Source organism: Streptomyces sp. NPDC054047 (genome assembly GCF_055585065.1).
This window is the reverse complement of sequence record NZ_JBVJKV010000006.1, coordinates 76467-97223: the sequence shown is the minus strand read 5'-3', so window position 1 is coordinate 97223 and position 20757 is coordinate 76467. Positions and strand designations below refer to the sequence as shown.

General features: G+C 69.5%; 28 protein-coding genes, 2 tRNA genes and 1 pseudogene. 4 read left to right on the top strand and 27 right to left on the bottom strand.

Features of this window, described 5'->3' with window-relative positions; translation table 11 throughout:
* Positions 1-28: 28 nt before the first annotated feature.
* The 19 genes from ACZ6ZP_RS22545 to ACZ6ZP_RS22455 all read right to left on the bottom strand — a co-directional run bounded on the left by ACZ6ZP_RS22545 (position 29) and on the right by ACZ6ZP_RS22455 (position 7356).
* Positions 29-460: an endonuclease VII domain-containing protein gene (locus ACZ6ZP_RS22545; protein WP_469408037.1), complete on the bottom strand. Its 432-nt coding sequence runs from the start codon at positions 458-460 to the stop codon at positions 29-31.
* A gap of 154 nt (positions 461-614) precedes the next feature.
* Positions 615-1544, bottom strand: coding sequence for a helix-turn-helix domain-containing protein (locus ACZ6ZP_RS22540; protein ID WP_469408035.1), 930 nt, complete (start codon positions 1542-1544; stop codon positions 615-617).
* 76 nt (positions 1545-1620) lie between these two features.
* On the bottom strand, positions 1621-1848 hold the full coding sequence (locus tag ACZ6ZP_RS22535) for a WhiB family transcriptional regulator (protein ID WP_469408033.1): 228 nt from the start codon (positions 1846-1848) through the stop codon (positions 1621-1623).
* Positions 1849-1851: 3 nt separating this feature from the next.
* Positions 1852-2136: a hypothetical protein gene (locus tag ACZ6ZP_RS22530; RefSeq protein WP_469408031.1), complete on the bottom strand. Its 285-nt coding sequence runs from the start codon at positions 2134-2136 to the stop codon at positions 1852-1854.
* A gap of 3 nt (positions 2137-2139) precedes the next feature.
* Positions 2140-2475, bottom strand: a complete 336-nt coding sequence (locus ACZ6ZP_RS22525; protein WP_469408030.1) for a hypothetical protein — start codon at positions 2473-2475, stop codon at positions 2140-2142.
* Entirely contained in the window at positions 2475-2888 is a 414-nt protein-coding gene (locus ACZ6ZP_RS22520; RefSeq protein WP_469408028.1) for a hypothetical protein, read from the bottom strand. The genes ACZ6ZP_RS22525 and ACZ6ZP_RS22520 overlap by 1 nt, the downstream gene beginning before the upstream one ends.
* Positions 2885-3052 carry a hypothetical protein gene (locus tag ACZ6ZP_RS22515; protein WP_469408026.1) on the bottom strand — a complete coding sequence of 56 codons (168 nt, stop codon included), beginning with the start codon at positions 3050-3052 and terminating at the stop codon, positions 2885-2887. The genes ACZ6ZP_RS22520 and ACZ6ZP_RS22515 overlap by 4 nt, the downstream gene beginning before the upstream one ends.
* Complete coding sequence (locus tag ACZ6ZP_RS22510; RefSeq protein WP_469408024.1) at positions 3049-3255, bottom strand: hypothetical protein; 207 nt, start codon at positions 3253-3255, stop codon at positions 3049-3051. Before ACZ6ZP_RS22510 ends, ACZ6ZP_RS22515 begins: the two co-directional genes overlap by 4 nt.
* A complete protein-coding gene (locus ACZ6ZP_RS22505; protein WP_469408023.1) occupies positions 3252-3425 on the bottom strand; it encodes a hypothetical protein in 174 nt (57 codons plus the stop codon). The genes ACZ6ZP_RS22510 and ACZ6ZP_RS22505 overlap by 4 nt, the downstream gene beginning before the upstream one ends.
* Before the next feature lie 89 nt (positions 3426-3514).
* Positions 3515-3581: transfer RNA gene (locus ACZ6ZP_RS22500), tRNA-OTHER, on the bottom strand.
* A gap of 11 nt (positions 3582-3592) precedes the next feature.
* A complete protein-coding gene (locus tag ACZ6ZP_RS22495) occupies positions 3593-4045 on the bottom strand; it encodes a hypothetical protein (protein ID WP_469408021.1) in 453 nt (150 codons plus the stop codon).
* Positions 4046-4202: 157 nt separating this feature from the next.
* Positions 4203-4862: a hypothetical protein gene (locus tag ACZ6ZP_RS22490; RefSeq protein WP_469408019.1), complete on the bottom strand. Its 660-nt coding sequence runs from the start codon at positions 4860-4862 to the stop codon at positions 4203-4205.
* 139 nt (positions 4863-5001) lie between these two features.
* The gene (locus tag ACZ6ZP_RS22485) at positions 5002-5577 is read right to left on the bottom strand and encodes a hypothetical protein (RefSeq protein ID WP_469408018.1); all 576 of its coding nucleotides are present in this window, start codon (positions 5575-5577) and stop codon (positions 5002-5004) included.
* A gap of 32 nt (positions 5578-5609) precedes the next feature.
* Positions 5610-5684, bottom strand: a tRNA-Leu gene (locus ACZ6ZP_RS22480).
* 60 nt (positions 5685-5744) lie between these two features.
* A complete protein-coding gene (locus ACZ6ZP_RS22475) occupies positions 5745-5933 on the bottom strand; it encodes a hypothetical protein (protein WP_469408017.1) in 189 nt (62 codons plus the stop codon).
* A gap of 90 nt (positions 5934-6023) precedes the next feature.
* A complete protein-coding gene (locus ACZ6ZP_RS22470; protein ID WP_469408015.1) occupies positions 6024-6197 on the bottom strand; it encodes a hypothetical protein in 174 nt (57 codons plus the stop codon).
* 109 nt (positions 6198-6306) lie between these two features.
* Entirely contained in the window at positions 6307-6912 is a 606-nt protein-coding gene (locus ACZ6ZP_RS22465) for an HNH endonuclease signature motif containing protein (RefSeq protein WP_469408013.1), read from the bottom strand.
* Positions 6905-7159, bottom strand: coding sequence for a hypothetical protein (locus ACZ6ZP_RS22460; protein WP_469408012.1), 255 nt, complete (start codon positions 7157-7159; stop codon positions 6905-6907). Before ACZ6ZP_RS22460 ends, ACZ6ZP_RS22465 begins: the two co-directional genes overlap by 8 nt.
* A 26-nt stretch (positions 7160-7185) precedes the next feature.
* Positions 7186-7356, bottom strand: a complete 171-nt coding sequence (locus ACZ6ZP_RS22455; RefSeq protein WP_469408011.1) for a hypothetical protein — start codon at positions 7354-7356, stop codon at positions 7186-7188.
* A gap of 141 nt (positions 7357-7497) precedes the next feature.
* On the opposite strand from ACZ6ZP_RS22455, the gene ACZ6ZP_RS22450 reads away from it, so the two are divergent.
* Positions 7498-7773, top strand: coding sequence for a hypothetical protein (locus ACZ6ZP_RS22450; RefSeq protein WP_469408009.1), 276 nt, complete (start codon positions 7498-7500; stop codon positions 7771-7773).
* Here ACZ6ZP_RS22450 and ACZ6ZP_RS22445 read toward each other — a convergent pair.
* Positions 7767-7934: a hypothetical protein gene (locus ACZ6ZP_RS22445; RefSeq protein ID WP_469408008.1), complete on the bottom strand. Its 168-nt coding sequence runs from the start codon at positions 7932-7934 to the stop codon at positions 7767-7769. The two genes, ACZ6ZP_RS22450 and ACZ6ZP_RS22445, sit on opposite strands and share 7 nt — an antisense overlap.
* A 165-nt stretch (positions 7935-8099) precedes the next feature.
* Here ACZ6ZP_RS22445 and ACZ6ZP_RS22440 point away from each other — a divergent pair.
* Positions 8100-8540, top strand: a pseudogene (locus tag ACZ6ZP_RS22440) (APC family permease); the annotation flags it as partial.
* Positions 8541-8560: 20 nt separating this feature from the next.
* Here the strand turns inward: ACZ6ZP_RS22440 and ACZ6ZP_RS22435 are convergent.
* The 4 genes from ACZ6ZP_RS22435 to ACZ6ZP_RS22420 form a co-directional block, all read right to left on the bottom strand.
* A complete protein-coding gene (locus tag ACZ6ZP_RS22435; protein WP_469408007.1) occupies positions 8561-10192 on the bottom strand; it encodes an extracellular solute-binding protein in 1632 nt (543 codons plus the stop codon).
* A 92-nt stretch (positions 10193-10284) separates the two neighbouring features.
* Positions 10285-11208 carry a carbohydrate ABC transporter permease gene (locus tag ACZ6ZP_RS22430; protein WP_351164132.1) on the bottom strand — a complete coding sequence of 308 codons (924 nt, stop codon included), beginning with the start codon at positions 11206-11208 and terminating at the stop codon, positions 10285-10287.
* Complete coding sequence (locus ACZ6ZP_RS22425) at positions 11205-12206, bottom strand: ABC transporter permease (RefSeq protein WP_351164131.1); 1002 nt, start codon at positions 12204-12206, stop codon at positions 11205-11207. Before ACZ6ZP_RS22425 ends, ACZ6ZP_RS22430 begins: the two co-directional genes overlap by 4 nt.
* Before the next feature lie 152 nt (positions 12207-12358).
* Positions 12359-13489, bottom strand: coding sequence for an ROK family protein (locus tag ACZ6ZP_RS22420; RefSeq protein WP_361473384.1), 1131 nt, complete (start codon positions 13487-13489; stop codon positions 12359-12361).
* A 95-nt stretch (positions 13490-13584) separates the two neighbouring features.
* Here ACZ6ZP_RS22420 and ACZ6ZP_RS22415 point away from each other — a divergent pair, with 95 nt between their 5' ends.
* Positions 13585-16536 carry a glycoside hydrolase domain-containing protein gene (locus ACZ6ZP_RS22415; protein WP_469408005.1) on the top strand — a complete coding sequence of 984 codons (2952 nt, stop codon included), beginning with the start codon at positions 13585-13587 and terminating at the stop codon, positions 16534-16536.
* A 918-nt stretch (positions 16537-17454) separates the two neighbouring features.
* Here ACZ6ZP_RS22415 and ACZ6ZP_RS22410 read toward each other — a convergent pair.
* From ACZ6ZP_RS22410 to ACZ6ZP_RS22400, 3 genes are all read right to left on the bottom strand, one after another.
* On the bottom strand, positions 17455-18387 hold the full coding sequence (locus ACZ6ZP_RS22410) for an RNA polymerase sigma-70 factor (protein ID WP_361473378.1): 933 nt from the start codon (positions 18385-18387) through the stop codon (positions 17455-17457).
* Positions 18384-18518, bottom strand: a complete 135-nt coding sequence (locus ACZ6ZP_RS22405) for a hypothetical protein (RefSeq protein WP_469408004.1) — start codon at positions 18516-18518, stop codon at positions 18384-18386. The genes ACZ6ZP_RS22410 and ACZ6ZP_RS22405 overlap by 4 nt, the downstream gene beginning before the upstream one ends.
* A gap of 126 nt (positions 18519-18644) precedes the next feature.
* Positions 18645-19844, bottom strand: a complete 1200-nt coding sequence (locus ACZ6ZP_RS22400) for a CapA family protein (protein WP_469408003.1) — start codon at positions 19842-19844, stop codon at positions 18645-18647.
* Positions 19845-20178: 334 nt separating this feature from the next.
* Here ACZ6ZP_RS22400 and ACZ6ZP_RS22395 point away from each other — a divergent pair, with 334 nt between their 5' ends.
* Entirely contained in the window at positions 20179-20694 is a 516-nt protein-coding gene (locus tag ACZ6ZP_RS22395; protein WP_351164122.1) for a hypothetical protein, read from the top strand.
* The last annotated feature ends 63 nt before the right edge of the window (positions 20695-20757 follow it).

Genomic DNA, 20757 nt, shown 5'->3' with positions numbered 1-20757 from the left:
GCGCCGATGTCGAATTGCGGGATGTCGGTCATGCCTCGCCTTTCAGCCGGCGTGCGGGTGGGGTGAACAAGTAGCGGTGCGCCCGGATGAAGAAGTCGAGTTCGTCACGGGCGTGGGCGAGCATCGAATTGCAGGGGCCGCACACCAGGCCGCGTACGCAGGCACCGCATGAGGTCGGCCCCGCGCAGCAGGCGTGGTCGTGGTCCACGGCCAGGCGTCTTCTGATGCCCTTGCCGCGGGTGCAGATCGCGCAGCGCCCGCCCTGGAGCCTCAGGAGCTTGTCGTAATCGCCGGGCGCCAGGCCGAAGCGCGTCTGTACTTGGTTCTCGGCCTTGACTGCCTTACGCCGCTTCTTCTCCTGGCGGTCGTGCGTCGTGCATCTCGGTCCGGGGTGCGGAGCGGGGCGGGGCCTTTTGAGGTCCGGCGGGCAGTCCTTGCAGCGGGGCTTCCTCTTCGGCATCGGCGCTCTCTTTCCATTTGTCTCGCGGGTCCATGAAGCCGGGACGCGGGAGGCCGCAGCACGTACACCAGTCGCACTCGATGACCTTGGAAGGAACCCCGATCAGGGAGTTCCAGAGGTGGCCCGCGGGCAGATCGTCCCGGCACATGGCAGTTCAGGCGGCCCGTCGGGCAGCCGCCCGCGCCTCGCGGCACGGATCGCATGCCGGGGTGCCGAGCCGGTAATGCGCTGAGGCCCCTTCGGGCGTCCCGCACCGGCCCGTCCAGTCAGGAGAGGCGGCCGGATCGTCGACGGTGTCGTCGTCCCAGGCGCCGACCGGCGCCCAGCGATTCGCCCGCGCCTGATTGCGGGCGCGGCTGTGCGCCCGGTTGTCGACGCCGTGCTGCCGGGGGTCGGTGCGCCACAGTTCTTCGTACAGGCGCGTGACCGCGCGGGCCGTGGAAGCGTGCACCTGGTCCGAGCGAATGGTCCTGCCGAAGTTGCCAGGGCTCATGTCCAGGCGCCGCGCCAGTTGTGCCTGTGGCCATCCTGCGGCGACCAGCGCCTGTAGGCGGCGCCGGGTGCCGGTTCCGTCGACACTGACACGCTCACCTAGCACATCTAGCGTGGCTGTCACTGCGAGGATCTTCGCGGCCGTCTCCGGCCGTATGCGCTTGGACGGCGCGAGGCCGCGTTGGGGATGTCCGTACAGGAGCTTGCTCATGCAGCCCGTGGATACGCCGGCCAGCCGGGCGATGCGCTTCCAGCCGAGCCCGCTCGCTTCGAGAGCTCGCACATGCTCCCGCACCGGTCCGGCGTCTACGTACGGCTGCCAGCGGCCGTAGAGCTGCATGCGGGTGCGGTAGTTCTCCTCGCGTCGGTTGGCCCGCTTGCACGGCGTGCACCGGCACTTCTCGACGGCGTACTTGACGCGCGTGCCGTGTGCCCTGTGACTGTCCGGAGCGACCCGGCCTGGCTTCATGTCCCGGTGGTCCGGCAGCCGCAGGGCACGGCGGGCGGCTCCCACCTCGGCGGGACGCACGCCCAGGCGGCGGGAGATCTCTGCATTGGACAGGCCCTCGCCCAGCAGCTCGGCAACATCCATGCGGATCTTCAACGTCCCCCCTCAGGGCATGAAGAAGCCCCGCGGCCAGGTGGCTGCGGGGCTCGGTTGGGTGTGGTCAGGCGGCGCGCTGGCGCGGTGTCTTGCCGCCCCACCCGCCGTGGCGGAGCCGGTGGGAGAGGTCGCCTTCGAAGCTGTCGGCGTACGCGGCGCATTCGAGCTGGACCGGGCACATGGCACAGATGCTCTTGGCCAGGTCGTAGGTGTGTCCGGTCTCGGGGAACCAGGGCTCGGGACCAACCTGCGCGCACAGCGCAGAGTCCATCCACGCGATGTTGACGGCCATGGGTCAGCCCTCGCCGAAGATGTCCCAGTAGGGACATTCCGGGGCGTGGTTGTCGTCCTTGGCGGACCGCTCCCGGTGGCAGAACGCGCAGTCATTGCGCACAGCGTTGGGCGGGGCGGGCTTGCCACGGGCCGCGGTCTGTACGCCCTGTTCAAGCAGACGTTCCACGATCTCCCAGCGGTCCGCATCCGGCGCGTCCTCGGTGTGCACGACATACAGGTGCTCCGCGTACCGGACCGGCGGGCCGGTGAACGGGCAGTCCTTGTCGAAACAGGTCAGTGAAGTCATGGCTCAGCCACCGGCCGACTTGATGGTCTTCACGGGGATCTTGCGCTCGGCTTCCGCCCACACAGCGGGGTAGCGCGTCTTGATGTAGTCGCGGTCGACGTCGGTCTTGTACGTGACGTCCACGGTGTACAGCGGCGTACCCGCCGCATCCACTGCCGTCCGCGAATCGGGCCGCACGTCGTCGTCGCTGTACCCGGTGGCCGCGAACAGCGCCGCCTTCCGTTCCTTGTGACGCTTCGTCCAGGCGCTGACGGCCGCAGCCGCCTCTCGGCATTCCTCGTACAGCCTGGCCACGTCGGCGCCGACCGTCACTGCGGCCGGCGAGGTCTGCTCGCTCATCATTCCTCCTTGGGTGTGCACTGCGGGGAGCGGCCGGACAGGCAGATGTCCTCGATCAAGCGCATCTGCTCGCTGGCTTTTTCGTCCCACTCGCAGCGGCGCTCTTCGCGCACGGCGTCCAGGTCGCTCCCGACCACGACGAACGGCGAGCCGGGATTGCCCGGCCAGCGGTCGCCGGTGACCGGGTCGAAGTGCATGTTGCGGTAGCCGAGCCGCGCCTGCCGGTGGACCGGGCACATGCCATCGGGGGCGCGGACGGTGAACCGCTGGTCCGGCGGGTAGAGCCGGTTCGTGTCGCGATAGCGCATCTTGCGCCACTCCGCCCCTTCCCACCGGCGCCACTGCTTCTTGATGTCGTCGGGGACCGGTGTCCCGAGGTAGGTATCAGGTATGGGGGGCTCGATACCGCTCACCGCTCCCCCGTCCTGCGCAACCACTGCGCGGCGGCCTCGCTGACGGCTCGTGCGCGCCGTGAGGCCCTCGCCGGGCGCTCGGTGTCCTGTGTGTCCGGGGCCGCCTCTGCACCCCTCTTGCGGGCGCGTGGCGTCTTCTTGAGCTGGACGCGTTGGCGGGTCATGGGGCACCCGCCTTACGGGTCAGCAGCTCGGCCGCATCCCGCAGGCCGCGGATGTACTCCGGTGACTCCGTGAAGTCGGCGTCGCATGCGCGGTCTTCGACGAGTGCGGCATCCTCGCGGCGCACTTCGGCAAACGCTTCGTCGGCCAGCTCCTGGCCGACCTTCTTCGCGACCGCTTCGCGGGCCGTATGCCAAGCGCTCACGCCGCACCGCCCTTGCTCCGCTTGCGTCGCGGCACCAGGTGCTCGGGGTGCTCGATGACCAGCGCCTGGAACGCGCGCTCGATCGGGTCACTCTCGTCCAGCACCGCCACCAGGTGGCGGGCGCGGCGGGCCTGTATGGGATGGATGAAGGATCGCGGGATGTGCAGCATGACGCCCCCTCAGGGCGGTGATGCGGTCATGAAAAGGGCGCCGTCGATGCGGCGCCGCGGGTCCCCCCAGGGGACGTGTCCTTTAGTCGGGCCCCCGGCGCGATTTGAACGCGCAACCTCCCCGTCGGGCGCTCTGCCTAGTTGAGCTACGGGGGCGGTCTAGAGGATCAGCTGCGAGGGCGCGAACGCATCGCGTCCAAGCTCACCGTCGTGTCGCTCAGGACTTCGTCGATCTGCGTGAGCACGTCTCGCCTGCATTCGGACGGTATTCCGTCGATGGCAGTGACGACTTCGTCCGGCACCGTGGCGGCGACCAGTGCGACGGTCTCCGCATGTCCGGCCTCTGCTTCGGCCAGGGTGCTGTAGCGCTCGGTGTGCTGGTCGCCCCTGTGTCCATCGTCGCTGTCGCTGAAGACCATGGTCTCGAAGAGCAGGGGCGGACCGTCACCGAACTGGTGGTTGACCCCGAGCCACACCGTGGAGACCAGAAAGCTGGCTGCCGCGTTGCTGTTTGACGCCACCACCGTTCGGCCCACGCACTTGTACTCGAAGTTACCGAGCAGTTCGTTCGCCGTCGCTGCGTCGATGGCGTTGCCGTCCTTGTCGAGCCAGAGTTCCATGACGCCCCCTTCCAGGGCTGTGAGTTGGCGGGCGCCCCGGAGGCCGAGAAGATGAAGCCTCCGGGGCGCCCTTGCTCCCCACGCCGTCACCCAGGGGCGCGGGGTCCCTGCCTTCCATCCCGGGTGACACCACCGGGCGGCCGGAGGGCAGGGGAGTTCAGGTGGGCGGGAGCGGATACGGTCCGATCTCCCATTCGTCCACGGTGAGGTTGTCGCCGCCGTACCAGCGGTTCGGCGCGAGGAACGCCGTCAAATGGTCGGCGGCCATGGCGCGCGAGTCCGCGCGCGAGACGTGGCAGGGGTGTTCCGGCCTGCCGTAGTCGTTCATGAGCGACCAGCCCCAGCGCGGCATGTCCTCGATCCACTCTGTGTACCGCAAGGTCATCCAGTCGTACGAGAACCTGAGCACCCGCCCGTGCGGGATCGCGTTGAACTCCGCTCGGGATATGGGGCCCTTGAAGACGGTCACCGTCCCCGGCGCCGGGTTCTCGTAGATCACTTCGCGGATCTTCCGGACCGACGGGGCGTCATGCCACGACGGGTTGTCCGGGGTCTGTGCGAGACCGGTACCGAACTTCTTGACCTTGCCAGGTTCGCAGCCGCGCGAGTGGTACGTCAGCCTGTACTGCCACCAAGGCCCGCGCCGCTCGCCGTCTGCCTCCGTCACTCTGCGCCCCACGCAGACGGTCATGAACGGCTCTTCGTAGTCGGGCGGCGTCCAGTCGACGACGCTCTTCCAGCCGTGAGCTTCCGCGTACGCGACCAGGTCGGTGACGATCTTCGGGACGGCGTATCCGTCCGGCGGGGTAGCGGTCATCGTGCGCCCCCTTCCGGGGCCGGGAGTTGAGGTGAGGAGACAGACGCCCCCGCCTGGGCATGGGGAGTAGAGGCGGGGGCGTCTGCCGGGGGACCCGCTCCGGACGCGGGGGGATTCGGTCCGGAGCGGGGGCTAGGGGTCAGGCCATCGGACGCGAGCGCATCGCGTCTTCACTGACGGTCGCGTCGTAGAGCACTTCGTCGATCCTGGCGAGCATGTCGCCTTCGACGTCAGGGATCTCTTCGTCGAACCTGCGCGTGAGTACGCGGTTGTTGACCACCACCAGTTGCCAGACGTCATCCGGGTCTTCGCCCTGAGCGCTGATCACGCCGTCCAGCACGTGATCGAACGTGAAGCTCGCGAAACCAGGAAGCGGGGAGGCGACAGCGCCCGGCTTCAGGAAGTGGTCGATCAAGTACTGCATCCACTCAGGGGCGCAGTAGAACTTCTCCCCTTGATCCCACTCCAGTGCGGCGCCATCCTCGGTCGGCACCCACTGGCACCAGAGTCCGGGCTGTTCTTCCGGCGGGCGGTTGAAGTCGATGACGTCGCCATCCCGTCCCTGCCCGGCGAAGCCAGTGCCGCCCACGAAGTACGGGCCCTTGCCTCGCATCATCCGGCGCGTCCCGCTGAACTTGGTGAGGTACGCGATCTCTGCCGGATTGAGCGGCGGGGAGATCGCAACCCATCCGGTGAACTCTGTGGTGTAGCCCATGATCTGCCCCCTTCTGGGACCGAGTGACGAAGTGGAGCCGACCGGATTCGAACCGGCGCATGACGATCGCTTTTAAGGCGTCCGCTCTGCCGCTGAGCTACGGCCCCTGGGGCCCGTCCGGGGAAGCGAGTCGGTGGTGCGGGTCGCATGTCCCCGGGCGGGGTTGGTCAGGACTCGGTACGCTGCGCCGGGATCTCCAGAAGGAGCATCGCGCCCAAGTCCGCGCAGTCGTCGGGAGCCAGCAGCAGCGCGGCCTTCTCGCCCGTCTCCATCTGGCAGAGCACGGCGGTCGTCTGGTTCGGGCCGCCCTTGAGCACTTCGTCGCTCCAGATCAACAACTTCGGTTTGCCTGACATGACTCCCCCTCGCGGGTTGATGGGGTGGTGCCGAGTGCCCCGGTCTGCCTTGCGGCGTACGTCCGTGGTGACCGGACCGGGGCGGGTGGATCAGAGTTCCGTCGCACTACCGGGGAAGAGGTTCGGGCCAAAGCCAGTGGTCGGCGCGCATCCGAACTGCTCGTAATGCCATTCGACGTACGCGACTTCATCGGCCTCGCGTCGCGCCTTTGCGGCGGCATCCACTTCTGCGACGGTGACGGGCTCATGGGGCTGGACATTCACCGCGCACGCCCCGTCCTCACGGTCGCCGCCACGGCCACCATGACCAGCGCGGCGGCGAGCAGCGCGTACAGGAACCAGTGGTCCCAGACCCAGACGACGATGGAGAGGATCATGACGGCTCCTTGGACTTCCGGTTTGCGCGCCATGCCTTGTAGTAGGCGCGCTTGCACGTGGCGCAGATGCGGTAGACGTCCTTGCGTCCATTCCTGAATCGATGGCCGTACTGCGTGTTCTCAGGCGTCAGTTCATGACCCTTGTCGCAGTGGTCGCGCTCACCGAACCGGGCGACCCAGGAGGCTGACGCTCGCCGCAGGTTCTCCCTGGTAGTCACTGGTTCCAGGTGCCACGGAAAGACGCAGCGCCTGACGCGACACAGGTGATCGAGCTGGAGCCCGTCGGGAATGGGCCCGATGAACGCCTCGTATGTCACGCGGTGAGCCATCGTCGCGCGGCCAGTCGCCGCATCCCGGATGTCTACGTAGCCGTCGCTCCGGGCGCGGCCAGTGAAGATCCAGCAACCGCCCCAGCCGGGCGTCACCTTGCTGATGATCCGCTCGATGGGAGGACGAGCAGTTCGACCGCTGTGCATAGGTGTGAAGTCATCGCTGGCCTTGAGTGCCTTGACGTGACGGTCGTAGCAGCGGCGACAACGCCCCCGAGAGCGGGGGGTCGCGGCCTGCGACCCGCACTCTGCGCAAACGCCGTGGTCAGACATGAGAGACACCTTCCGCATGACGCGTCCGGGGGTAGGCGGCGAACGCCTCGCTGAGTACGTGGGATTCACGACGCTTGAAGCAGTTGACACGGCGGAAGCGGCCATTGATCAGGCGGAAAGCCTTGCGCGGCTCGCGGCGGTAGATGTTGCGGTAGGTCTCGGCAGCGATGCGGCCGAACGGGGAGGCGTAGCGCCAGTCGGCGGGGAGGCCCCGGGTGACCAGGTACTCAGCGACGGTGGTCTTCATGGCGGACCGTCCGTGAACCGGGTGCTCTACTCGTCCTCTTCGATGGAGACCGTGAACTTCCGGAACTCTCCGGACGAGTCTTTGACGAGTACGCCGATCTTGAGCGGCTCTCCCGGTGCAGGACTGACCAGCTGGGTTCCGTAGACCACGTCTACCAAGTGCTTGTAGATCTCGTACCGAAGCTCGATGCCGTTCATCTCTTCTCCCGGAGCTGTTTCGGTTCCTGCTTGCCTATGCCTCCACTATCCACCCCAAACGCTTGGGATGCAATACCCCAAGCACTTGGGGTGTGATGATTCTTTGAGGACCCCAAGCCCTTGGGCTGTACCATGAGCGGCATGGCCGATGACGTGACACCTGACGAAGAGACCGCGAAGGTCTTCGAGAAGTACCGGCGCCACCTGAAGGCCGAACGCGACATGCGGCCCGATGTGATGGCCCGCGCACTGGAGTTGCTGCGCGCAGGCATGGGGACCAGGGCCCTGTCCGACCTCACCGGGAAGACCGACGAGACGTTCCGGACCCTGGCCCGCAGACACGGCATCGAGCCGCCCGCGGAGTACAAGAGCCGCTCCGAGAAGGCGAAGAGGCGAGCGGCCGGCGAGGTTCAGTAGGTCAGCGACCCGTCGCTCAGCCCCTGGACGATCTCGGCCTTGTCGGCGTCGGTGAGTCCGCCGTTCATCCACTCGGCCTTCATCTGCGCCATGTTGAAGCCGAAGAACTCGCGGACCAGCTTCAGCCCGGACGGCGCCTTGGGTGCGGTCGCGTCGGTCATGGTGATCACCTCTCTGATGTGATGGATACGCGACGCGCACCGACCGTTCCAGGTGCGCGCCGCGGGCATGGATAAGGCGCCCGGCTCGAAGTGAGCAGGGCGCCTTGGGTGTTACGGCTGGTCAGGTAGGCAGCGTCAGGGGGAACTTAAAGAGCACTTGGCTGCATGCTCGGCGTCACCCGCGTGTGGTTCAGCATGTCGCGCGACGGGCTGCTGCCGAAGTGGTTCGCCAAGACCCACCCGACCCGGCACGTGCCGACGCGCGTGACGTGGATCGTCGGGTTCGCGTCGGCCGCCATCGCCGGGTTCCTGCCGATCGGCGAGGCGGCCGAACTGACCAACATCGGAATCCTGTTGGCGTTCATCGTGGTCTGCATCGCGGTGATCGTGCTGCGCTACAAGCAGCCCGATCTGCCGCGCACGTTCCGCTGCCCCGGGATGCCGGTCGTCCCCGCCATCGGGGTCGTCTTCTCCATCTGGCTGATCACGTTCCTCCAGTGGCAGACGTGGGTGCGGTTCGCGGTGTGGTTCGCGGTCGGCCTGGTCATCTACTTCGCGTACTCGTACCGGAAGTCGGAGCTGGCCAAGGCCGACCGCGCGCCGTAGCGGGGCGGGTCAGGAGCTCGTCAGGAGCTCTGCTCGATGGACTTCTGGTACTCCCGCGCCATCTGCTCCAGGCCCTTGTCCCGCCACTGGGCCCAGAACGGCTTCCACTCGCTCAGCTTCTTGCGGCCGCCCACGATGTCGTTGACGAGGTCCTTGGCCTCGGTGGACATGCGGCCGTAGTGCTGGGTGTACGCGTCCGAGTAGTGGCCGACCGCCGGGTTCTGCACGGCGGTCTCGATGAGCTTCTGCTCGGCGGCGTAGACGTCCTTGACGTCCCGGGCGCGTTCGGAGCCCGGGAAGGTCGACGCGACGAGCGCGAAGGGTGAGGTGGTGGCCGTGGTCAGGCCGCTGAAGAGGCCTTCGACCTGCTTCTTGCCCGTCGTCGAGCGCTCCGGGAAGCCGTTCTTGTCGTAGCTGAAGTCCGCACCCTCCGTGCCGAATTCGAGGAACTCGCGCTCTTTGGTGCCGAACGGCGCCGCCAGGTAGTCGAGCACGCCGAGCAGCATGCGCACGCGCTTCTCGTCGCCCTTCTTGACGGCCGTGTAGCCGATCGTGCCGAGGTGGTAGTGGTGCTTGGGCTTGTTGCCGCCGGCGCCGAACGGGATCAGGATCTCGGCGGCGAGGCCGGGGTCCTGGACGCGGATGTCCTTGCGCGCGTTGAACGGGTTGGCGAAGACGACCGCGCCGATCGAACCCTGGGCCAGCTTGGTGTTCGCGTCGGCCATGTTGGGGTTGCCGGGGTAGAAGACGCCGGCCTTCTTCAGCTTGAGGACGAAGTTCAGCGCTTCGGTGTACTCGTCGGTCTCCTGCCACCAGGTGAGCGAACCGTCCTTGTTCCGGCGCCACTTGTTGGGTGCGCCGAAACACTGGCTCAGCACGCCGGCCGCGTTGACGTAGATCGGCTCCAGGGCCCAGACCTTGCCGCCCGTGACCTCCTTGCACTTGGCGAGGAACTCCTCGGGGCTGCTCGCCGAGAGGCCGTCCGCCTTCTCCCACACCTTCGGGTTTCCGCCGTAGACCTGGCCCACGGCCGGATACGGGCTGGGAGCGCCCCAGATCTTTCCGTTGACGACCGCCGTCTTCCAGTGCGCGGGGGTCATCGCGGCGAGGTTCGGATAGTCCTTCACCGCGTCGCCCGACACGTACTCGGTGATGTCGGCGCACTTGGCTTCCAGGAGTTCGGCGATGTGCTGGATGCCCTGGTTCGGCGGTATCCACATCAGGTCGGGCAGGTCGCCGCCCGCGACGACGGCGGAGAACTTCTCCTCGTAGCCGGGGTCGGTGCCCAAGATCGCCTCCAGCTCGACACCGAGCTCCTTGTTCACCTTCTTCCAGTGCGCGTTGGAGCCCGCCGGGGCCGGCGGCTGCGTCCAGATCTCGGTCAGCATCGTGATCTTCGATCCGTCGCCCGGGGGCTTGGGGACGCTGCGCACCAGCTTCTCGGGGTACGAGAGGAACCCGGCCGAGAGGCCCTTCGCGTTCGGCGGCAGGTCGGGCTTGACCTTGCCGAAGGGGACGTACGAAGGCAGCTTCACCTTCGACGATGCCGCCTCGCCCGTCTTCTTCGCGCCCGAGCCGCAGCCCGTCAGGGAGGTGGCGGCCGCGCCCGCCGCGACGGCCGTGGAGAGGCTGAGGAAGGTGCGTCGGGACATGCCTGTCATGGGAATCTCCGCGAAAGGTGTCAGGGGGCAGGGGTGTCGGGGGAAGGGAGTGGCAGGAGAAGGGGGTGTGAGGGGATGGACGTTCAGCCCTTGATGGCGCCGGTGAGCACGCCCTTGGTGAAGTACTTCTGCAGGAACGGGAAGAGCAGCAGGATCGGGATGAGCGCGATCATGACGACGGCCATGGAGATCGACTGCTGGGGCGGCATGTGGCTGACGCCGAGCTGGTCGCCCGAGATGGACTTGCCCTGCACCACATAGGTCCGCAGGACCAGCTGGATGGGCCACTTGCCCGAGTCGTTCAGATAGAGCATCGCGTTGAAGAAGGCGTTCCAGTACGTCACCGCGTAGAAGAGGCCGACGACGGCGACGACGCCCTTGGAGAGCGGGAGCACGATGCGGGTCAGGATGCGCCAGTCGCCCGCGCCGTCGATCCGCGCCGCCTGGTACAGCTCCTCGGGGATGTTCATGAAGAACGCCCGCAGGACGACGAGATTGAAGGCGTTGATCATGACGGGCAGGATCAGCGACCAGTAGGAGTCCAGGAGTCCGAGCTCCTTGACCACCACGTACATCGGCACCATGCCCGGCACGAAGAGCAGCGTGAAGAGCACCGCCAGGAGGATCGGCTTGCTGCCGGGGACGCCGCGCTTGCTGAGGCCGTAGGCGAGCGCGATCGTCGTCAGGAGCGAGAGGGCGGTGCCGACGAGGGTGATCAGGACGCTGACGACGACGGCGCGGGAGACGATGCCGCCGGAGAGGATCGTGCGGTACGCCTCCAGGGTCGGGTCCGTGGGGAAGAGGACGAAGCCGCCCGCCTCGGTGATCTCCTCGCGGGAGGCCAGGCTGGTGGAGAGGACCGTGAGGAACGGCAGGATCATCACGGCGCAGATGACGGTGATGACGACGGCCTTGGCGGTCGAACCGATCTTCGACGGGGGCTCTTCCCAGGCGGGCCGCTCCTCGCGGGTCCGCGGGGTGCGCAAGGGGAATCCGAAGCTGCTCATTTGCTGTACACCCCGTGCTCTCCGAAGGCGTGGGCGACCTTGTTGGCGCCGTAGATCATCAAGGCTCCGATGACGCCCTTGACCAGGCCCGCGGCGGCGCCGACGCCCCAGTCGCCGTAGACGACGCCGTGGTAGTAGATGTACGTGTCGAGGACTTCCGAGGCGCGAGCGCCGACCGCATCGCGCTGGAGCAGGAACTGCTCGAAGCCGACGGACAGCACGTCGCCGAGGCGCAGCACGAGCAGCATGATCGTGACGCCGCGTACGGCGGGCAGGGTGACGTGCCACATGCGTCGCCAGCGTCCCGCTCCGTCCACGGCCGCCGACTCGTACAGGCTCTGGTCGACGCTCGCGAGCGCCGCCAGGTAAATGATCATTCCCCAGCCGATGTCCTTCCAGATCACCTGGCCGGTGATGAGGAGGGAGAAGGTGTCGGGGTCGGTCATCACGTCCAGGGCGGACATGCCGTGATCGCGCAGATAGTTGCTGAACAGGCCCGCTCCGCCGAGTACTTGCTGGAAGAGCGCGACGACCAGGACCCAGGAGATGAAGTGCGGCAGATAGACGACGCTCTGCACGAACTTCTTGATGCGCGGGCTGACCAGGCTGTTGATGAGCAGGGCCAGGGCCAGCGGCGCCGGGAAGAAGAAGATCAGCTGCAACGCGGCGAACGCCAGGGTGTTGCGGACCGCCTCCCAGAACGCCGGGTCGGCGAAGAGCTCCTGGAAGTTGGCCAGGCCCACCAGGGGGCTGTCCTTGAAGCCGATGAAGGGCTGGTAGTCCTGGAAGGCGATGACGTTGCCGAGCATCGGCACGTAGAAGAAGAACAGGAAGAACAGCAGGCCAGGGGCCATGAGGGCGAGCATCACCCAGTTGTTGCGCAGTCGGACCAGGAGCGGGGCGCGGCGGTGGCGGGGCGGGCCCGGGGACTTCGGATCCGATCCGGGTGGTGGCGGCGACGCGGCGCGTGGCCTGCGTTGCGTTGCTGGGGATGTCACACGTACTCCCTGGCCTGGCGGCACGACGGAACAGAAAAGTGGCAGCCGACAGCCGGGACGGCCGTCGAGAGCCGGCCAATTAAGAAGCCAACTTGCCGAAAGAGAGCCACATCATCGAAGCGTGGCTCCCGCCCGTCAACCACCTTCGGGTCCTAGAGAGTTGGACTTTTCTGCGCGGCGTGATCGATGTGTTCCAGTGCGAGGCGAGCTGCCCCGATTGCGGTGGATTCCTCGCCGAGTAGGGAGGTTTGGACCGTCGGCCGGTAGGGGCAGAGCGCGCCGAGCCGCTCCGCGAACGGCTCGCTGAGCAGGGCGCCCGCACGGGAGATGCCGCCGCCGAGCACCACGGACTGCGGGTCGAGTACGGCGACGTGGCGGGCCAGGCTGTCCGCGAGCGCCTCGGCGAAGGCGCGCAGGGTGTACTTGGCGCCGCCGTCCCCCGCTGCGGCGGCGGTCACCACCGCGCGTGCGGCGTTCTCGCGGGTGGGCCTGTCCGCGCCCTGGTGTCCCGCGAACCAGTCGAGGAGCCGCTGGTAGCACCGCTCCCAGCCGTCTCCGGCGACCATCTCCCCCGCCGCGCCGCGGTGTCCGCGGTACAGCTCGCCGCGGAGCCACAGGCCGATGCCGAGCCGGTTGCCGACGTACAGGTACACGCAGTCGCCGGTGCCCACCGACACTCCCCCGGTGCACTCGGCGAGGGTCGCGAGCTGGATGTCGTTGCCCACGACGACGGGTCCATGGGCCGGGTCGGCGAGTTCGCGGGTGAGGTCGAGGCCGGTCCACTGGGGCAGTGAGTCGCTCTCCACCACCCGGCCGGCGGCGTCCACCATGCCGCTGGTGCCGACGCCGGTCGCCAGCGGGCGCACGTTCGCCGCGGCGGGCTTGCCCAGGCAGCCCGCGATCGCCTCGCGGACGGCGTCCAGGCGCCGGTCGGCGGGGAGTTCGGGCGTGACGGCGACACGCTGGGTGGCCACGGTGCGGCCGAGCAGGTCGGCGGCGTGCACCAGGATCTTGTGCGCGCCGATGTCCACGCCCAGGACGTGCGCGGCCTCGGCCCGAAAGCGGAACCTGCGGGCGGGCCTGCCCACGCTCCCGCTGCCCGGCGTCAGCTCCACCAGGCGGCCCTCGCGCAGGAGCTGGGCCGTGAGGTCCTGTGCCGTGGGCCTCGACACACCGATGAGGGTGGCCAGTTCGGGCACGGTGATCTCGTCACGCTCGCGCAGCACGCGCAGGGCCGCGGCCGCGTTCAGGCGGCGCAGCAGCGACGGGTCCCCACTCTTCACGGCGTCCCCCTTGACAGCGCGATCGGTTGATCTCCAGGGTGACCCGGAGCGATTGAGAAACTTACCTAATAAATAGCGCCCTTGGGGGAGCACAGATGGGTGAGACTGGTCATCCGGAGCTGGCATGCGGAATCGGCTCCTGGGACAGCGACGTCTACGGCAACCACCGCCTTCTCGTACGCGCCGACACCACCGACTGCACGGCCCCGGCCGTCGCGGCCGAACTGCCCTGGCGCCGCCAGGATATGGGCACCGGCGCGGTGGACGTGATCGTCGTCGGACCGTCCGGGGAGCGCGTGCGCAACACCGTGGCCGTGGAGGTGACGGACGAGACGGGGCGCATCGCCTTCGAACCGGCGGACGGTCCCGGCACCTACGCCGTGCACTATCTCCCGTACGCGCACACGGGCAAGCCCTACTACCCGCAGGCCGCCTACCGGCCTCCGACACAGACGGCCGACCCCGGCTGGGTGCACCGCTGCGGCCTGCACGGCGCCGACGGCTGGGAGAAGCTGCCGCGCGCCGAGGCCTTCGGCTACGAGGCGGCGAGCGCGGTCGACTCCTTCGCGCCGCTCGGCTTCGCGGCCACGGCGGACGAGCGCGCGCGACTCCAACAGGCCTACGCGAAGGAGCAATTCCTCCTCTTCGGCGAGGACCGCGCCCATCCGCTCGGCCGCTACCGACGGCTGCCCGCGCGCTGGGCGCTGGCCACTCCCTTCGCACCGCTCGACGTCACGGCGGACCGCGGTGAGTTCTACGCGGTGCAGGTCGGCGTGTACGCGTTCCAGGGGCTGACGGACGTGATCGGCGAGATCCGGGGGCTGCCCTTCGCCGTACGGTGCCTCAGCACGGGCGGCATCGACGCGCGCGGCCGGGCCTTCGAGCGGCGCGTGACAGTCGACGGGGGCCGGGCGGGGGCCCTGTGGTTCGGTGCCCAGATCCCCGAGGACGCTCAACCCGGCCTGTACGAGGGGGAGATCGCCGTCCGTGCGCCCGGCGCCCCGGAGCGAGTGCTGCCGCTGCGCCTCACCGTCGGCCCGGACCTCGTCGCCGACGGAGGCGCCGGTGAGCCGTGGCGGCTATCGCGGCTCGGATGGCTGGACTCGGCGCTCGCGCAGGACGACGAGCCGGTGGCCCCCTTCACCCCGGTCGAGGCGGCGGCGGACGAGGCGGGAGGGCAGCGCCTGACCATCCTCGGCCGCACGGTCGAGCTCGGCCCGCAGGGGCTCCCCCGGCGGCTCGTCTCCACCTTCACACCGACCGTCACGCGCGCCGACGGACCGCCGCGTGACCTGCTCGCCGCGCCCGTCACGCTGGACATCGGCCGCCCCCTGGAGCATGGGCCGCTCAGCCTGGACCGGCGCGGCCCGGCGCGGGTGGGCTGGTCGGCGCGGGGTGCCGGACGGGACGTACTCCTGCGCACCGAGGGCGAGTTGGAGGCCGACGGTTTCCTCGTGGTGCGCGCCACGGTCGAGGCCACCGCCGACACCGAGCTCGACGTGACGCTGGACGTGCCGGTCCGCGAGGAGGTCGCGCGGTACGCGATGGGGCTCGGCCTGACGGGCCGCGCGTGCCCGGCGGCGTACGACTGGAGCTGGGACACGCCCACCCGCAACCAGGACGCGTTCTGGCTCGGCGACCCGGCGGCGGGGCTCCAGCTCAGCCTGCGCGACGAGCACTACGCGCGGCCGCTCAACACCAACTACTACCGGGAGAAGCCCCTGCGCACACCGCACTCCTGGGCGGGCGACGGGGCGGGCGGGGTGCGGCTGCGCACCGGCGAGGGGGTGCGCACCCTCTCCGCCTTCAGCGGGCCGCTCGCGCTGCGCGCCGGCGAGAGCCGGTGCTTCGAGTTCCGGCTGCTCCTGACGCCGTTCAAGCCGCTCGAACCGGCGCGGCAGCTGTCCGAGCGGTACTTCCACGCGTACGCCTCTCCCCCGGAGATCGCCGAGTACGGCGCGAACGTCGCCAATCTGCACCATGCGACGCCGCCCAATCCGTACATCAACGACCCGCTCCTGGGCGCGGACGCCCTGCGCTCCTACACCGAGGAGGCGCACCGGCTCGGGATTCAGGTCAAGGTGTACGACACGGTGCGCGAACTGACGCGGCACACACCGGAGTTGCCGGTTCTCGCGTCGCTGGGCGACGAGATCTTCGCGCCGGGGCCCGGGGGCGGGCACGCGTGGCTGCGGGAGCATCTGGGCGGGGACTACGTGCCCGGGTGGGTGGCGCCCGACGTGGGGGACGTCGCGGTGGTCACGTCCGGCGACTCGCGGTGGCACAACTCCTATGTGAGCGGGATCGAACGGCTGCGGCGGGTCGTCGGGATCGACGGTCTCTATCTGGACGACGTGGCGTACGACCGCACGACCATGAAGCGCGTCCGCAAGGTCCTGTCCGCTACCGGCGGGACGCCCCCGCTGATCGACCTGCACTCCTGCAACCAGTTCCGCGAACCGGACGGTTTCGCGTCGAGCGCCAACCTGTACGCGGAGCTGCTGCCGTACGTGGACCGACTGTGGCTGGGGGAGCTCTTCGACTACGAGGGCACGGACGAAGGCTCGGACACGGGCGGGGCCCTGGGCGCTGATCCCGCGTACTGGCTCGTCGAGATCTCGGGCATCCCCTTCGGCCTGATGGGCGAGATGCTGGAGGGCGGCGGGAATCCCTGGCGCGGGCTCGTCTTCGGGATGACGGCACGGGCCCCCATGACGGACGTACGCCCCCTGTGGCGGGCCTTCGACCAACTCCGCCTGCCGGAGGCGGAGATGACGGGTTGGTGGGCCGCAGGAGCCACCACCACGCCTCCGGTACGAACGGGACGGGACGACGTCCTGGCCACCACCTGGGAGGGCCCAGGAGGGACCGTGACGGCACTCGCCTCCTGGGCCGGGAACCCGGTGGACGTGACCCTGTCCACCCCTTCGGGCCACACGGCCGCGTACGCCCCCGCGATCGAGGGCTTCCAGCCGGAACGGAGGTTCGCCCCGGGCGAGGCGATACGGGTGGAACCGGGACGGGGCTGGCTGCTGCGCCTCACCTGAAGCCGGGCGGCCCCGGCCGGGCCCCCGGGGAGAGCAACCACGCCCACGGCCACCCCTCCCGGCGGCCCGGCCAGGCTTCGGCCGCCCTGTCCGCCGAGGATGTCCAGCACCACCACGCCGACACCCCTGCCGCCCCAGCCACGGCCGCGACGCCACCCGAGTGACCCCCGCCCGACCCCAGAAGCAGCGGCCACGCCCGCTGCCACCTCTCCCCGCCGGTCCGGGGGGGGCGGCGCGCCTCGGCCGCCCTGTCCACCGCCACTGAGGAATGTCCGGCACCGCCACGCGACGCCCCCTGCCGCCCCACCCACGGCCGCGACGCCACCCGAGTACCCCCTGCCCGACCCCAGAAGCGGCGGCCACGCCCGCTGCCACCTCACCCCCGGCCGGTCCGGGGGGCGGCGCGCCTCGGCCGACCTGTCCACCGCCACCGAGGAATGTCCGGCACCGCCACGCGACGCCCCCTGCCGCCCCAGCCACGGCCGCGACGCCACCCGGGTGACCCCTGCCCGACCCCAGAGGCAGCAGCCACGCCCGCTGCCACCTCACCCGGCCGGTCCGGGGGGGGGCGGCGCGCCTCGACCGCCCTGTCCGTCGAGGGCCCGGCTGACCGCCGCCCGGTCGGGGCCCGGAGGGAGCGACCGCACTGCTGTCGCCTCTGCCGACCGGCCGGGGCCGACGCCCCCGGCCGATCCGCCCGTCGAGGATGTCCAGCTCCACCGCGCCGACAGCCCACCGTCGCCGCCACGGACGACGCCCACCCGGCCGACCGCCGCGCGGCCCCACAGGCGGCGGCCACGCTCACCGTCACCTCTCCCCGTCGGTCCGGTGGGGCGGCGCGGCTCCTTCGATCTGTCGGCCGAGGTCCCGGTCGCCCCTTGCCCGGCCGGGCCTCGGGGCAGGCAACCGGGCTCGCGGTCAGCTCTCCCCGTCGGGGCGGGGGCGGCGGGCGATTGCGTCGCGCTTGAGGGCCCAGGCGTCCGCCACCGGGCCCATGTGGGCGAGCTTGTCGGGGTTGAGGACCGAGCGGATCGCCTGGATGCGGCCGTCGAGGATGTCGAGCACCATCGTGCTGACGACCTTGCCGTTCTCGTCGCGCAGTACGGCACCCGGCTGGCCGTTGATCCGGCGGCGCTCCACCACGACGCCGACCTGGGCGAACTGCGGGACGAGCGCGGCGAACACGCGGGCCACGTTCGCGGCGCCGACGATGCGCCTGGCGAACTGCGGGGCCTTGCCGCCGCTGTCGCCCACCATGGCGACATCGGCGGCGAGGAGCTCCTGCAGCCCGTCCACGTCCCCCTCCCGGAAGGCGTCGAAGAACCGCTCGGCCAGTTCGTCGCGCACCTTCCGGTCGGCCTCGAACCGGGGCCTGCCCGCGTCCATGTGACGCCGCGCCCGCACGGCGAGCTGGCGGCACGCCGCCTCCGAGCGCTCCACGGACGACGCGATCTCCGGGAAGCCGAACCCGAACACCTCCCGCAGCACGAAGACCGCGCGCTCCAGCGGGGTCAGCCGCTCAAGCAGCACCAGCGCCGCCATCGAGAGCGAATCGGCCAGCTCCGCCGAGCGCTCCGGGTCCTCGTAGGGGTCGGTCAGGAGCGGCTCGGGGAACCACGGCCCGACGTACGCCTCCCGCCGCACGCGGGCCGAGCGCAGCACGTCGATCGAGACCCGGGTGACCACGGCCGACAGGAAGGCCCTGGCCGACCGCGGCTCCGCCGGGGAGGCCTCCCAGCGCAGCCAGCTCTCCTGCACCGCGTCCTCCGCCTCGCTCACGCTGCCGAGGATCCGGTAGGCGATCGCGAACAGCAGCGGCCGCAGCTCCTCGAACTCCTCGGTCCGGTTCACCCGAGCCCCTCCCGGAAGCCCGGCCCGGCGCCCAGGCGCTCCAGCAGCCGCAGCCGCGTCCAGGTCACGCGCTGGGGCTTGAGGCGCCGTCCCAGGGCAGCCCCGGCCCCGCCGGCCACGAACACCCGCATGCCCATCACCCTCCTGATGTCCCGAACCGCCTCTCACATCAGAGACGAGGCGGCCCCGGACACCTGTGACATGCGGACGGATCCCCACTACTGGCCCCCACTACCGGCCCCCACTACCGGCCCCCGCTACTGGCCCATCACCAGGCCGGTCTTCCCCGCTCCCCTGCTCAGGACGATCCGGCGGATCCGGTCGCGGATGTCGGCGACGTCCGCGCCGCGGCCCAGCGCCGCGTTCAGGTTGGTCACGCGCCCCGTGCGCGTGTTGAACCACTGGGGGATGAACTCGGCCTTCTTGACCTCCCAGCGTCCGCCGGGAGCCGCGGGCGGGGCGAACGTGAAGCGGCCGAGGGTGCCCTGGTTGCCGCGGGGGTCGTTCTCGCCGGCGTGGTTGATCATGTCGCCGGCGATCTGGTCGCCCATGCCGTAGACGACCCAGGTCTTGTTGACCTTCTCGTACGCCTGGGGGACGTGCGCGTGGGTGCCCACGATCAGGTCGATGTCGGGGCGGCCCTGCGTGCGCGACGCGGTGAGCTGCTTGCCGAGGCTCAGCTGGCGGCGGTCCGGGGCGTCCTGCCACTCCGTGCCCCAGTGGACGGAGACCACGACCACGTCCGCGCCCGCCTTCCGCGCGGCGCGCGCGTCCGCGATGATCCGGCCGCGCTCCATGAGGTTGACCGTCCAGGGCCTGCCCTTGGGCTGGGGGTATCCGTTGGTGCCGTACGTGTACGCCAGCTGCGCCACCTTCGCGCCGCCCGCCCGCAGCCAGGCGGGCGACCTGCCCTCGGCGGCCGTGCGCCCCGAACCCGCGTGCTTGACGCCTGCCTTGTCCAGCGCGCCGAGCGTCCGGCGCACCCCCGCGGCGCCGTCGTCGAGGGTGTGGTTGGAGGCCGTGGAGCAGGAGTCGTAGCCGGTGACCTTCAGGGCGCGGGCGATCTGGGGCGGGGACTTGAAGCTGGGGTAGCCGGTGTAGTCGCCGTTCTCGCCGTAGACCGTCTCCATGTGACAGATCGCCAGATCGGCCTTGGACACGACGGGTCTGATCCCCTTGAACATCGGCACGAAGTCGTAGCCGTCGCCGCCCGCGTCGGTGTTGGCCCGCTGGATGATCGAGGAGTGCGGGAGCACGTCCCCGGAGGCGACGAGCGTGAAGGCCCGCTGTGCGTGCTGGCCGCCGCCGGCCGCGGAGGGAGCGGGGGGCGGAACGTCCCGATTGCCGTGTCGTGTGCCGTCCGGTTGTCTTTCGCTCTGCTGCTTCGGTCTCCGCTCCTGTACGGACTCCGTATTCGCCGTACAGGCGGCACTCGTGGCGAGAGTGGATCCGATCATTACGGCCGCCAGAACGGCTTTGCCCTGTGGTGTGCGCTGCGTCATCGACCAGGCTCCGTGAATGGGGGAAATTCGGCGAAACGAATCCACATTCGGACACAAGGTCGAGTCAAGCAGCAATGCCGTCATAGTCCCTGAAACGGACTTAAATCATCCGGCCATGTGACACGAAGAACACACCGCCTCCGACCTGCGACGAAACCGAGGGCTGAGTCAAGGCTCCGTAAAGCGCCTTGCTCAGAGCCCCCTTCGGGTAATCGGCTGTCCTCATCCGTGTTCCGGATTGGGGGCCAGAGGCCGGCGACGCGCACGGATCGGAGGAAGGCGAGACGGGATGCTGCACGAGAGCCGAGGAAACACGGAGGGCCCGCGCGGCGGCGAACTGGCCGTGCCCATGGCGTGGTTGTACGCCGAGTACATCGCGGACGAATTACTGCGTACCGGTGATTTGATGCCGCCGACATCTTTCGAATACCGCGCGGGGCGTGATGCTCTGGCCCTGACTATTTTCCTCTCCGACACGGAAAACGAACTGTCGGGCATCCGCGTGGTCTCCCAGTTGGAGACCTGGCTGTCCCTGACGGCCTACGACCAGCCGTGGCAGGACTGGGTCGGCGAGCGGATGGCCGCGCTCACGGCGGACGCGCTCATCTCCAGTGAGCCCGCGCCCGACCTGGAGCTGGCCGACCTGGCGTGGCGCTGGCTGGAGGAGACGGAGCTGCTCGCACCCGATCTGGACGCGGTGCCCGGCGGCGGATCGCCGGGCGGGGAGGACGACGGGCCCAAGGTCTGGACGGCGGCCTGGCGCCTGGGGCTGCCCCTGGGGCACCTGGCGATCCATCTGTTCTGACCGTTCTCACTGTTCTGACGCCTCGTGCGAGTGTTCTCGTCCCGCGTCTTGAGTGATTCGGCG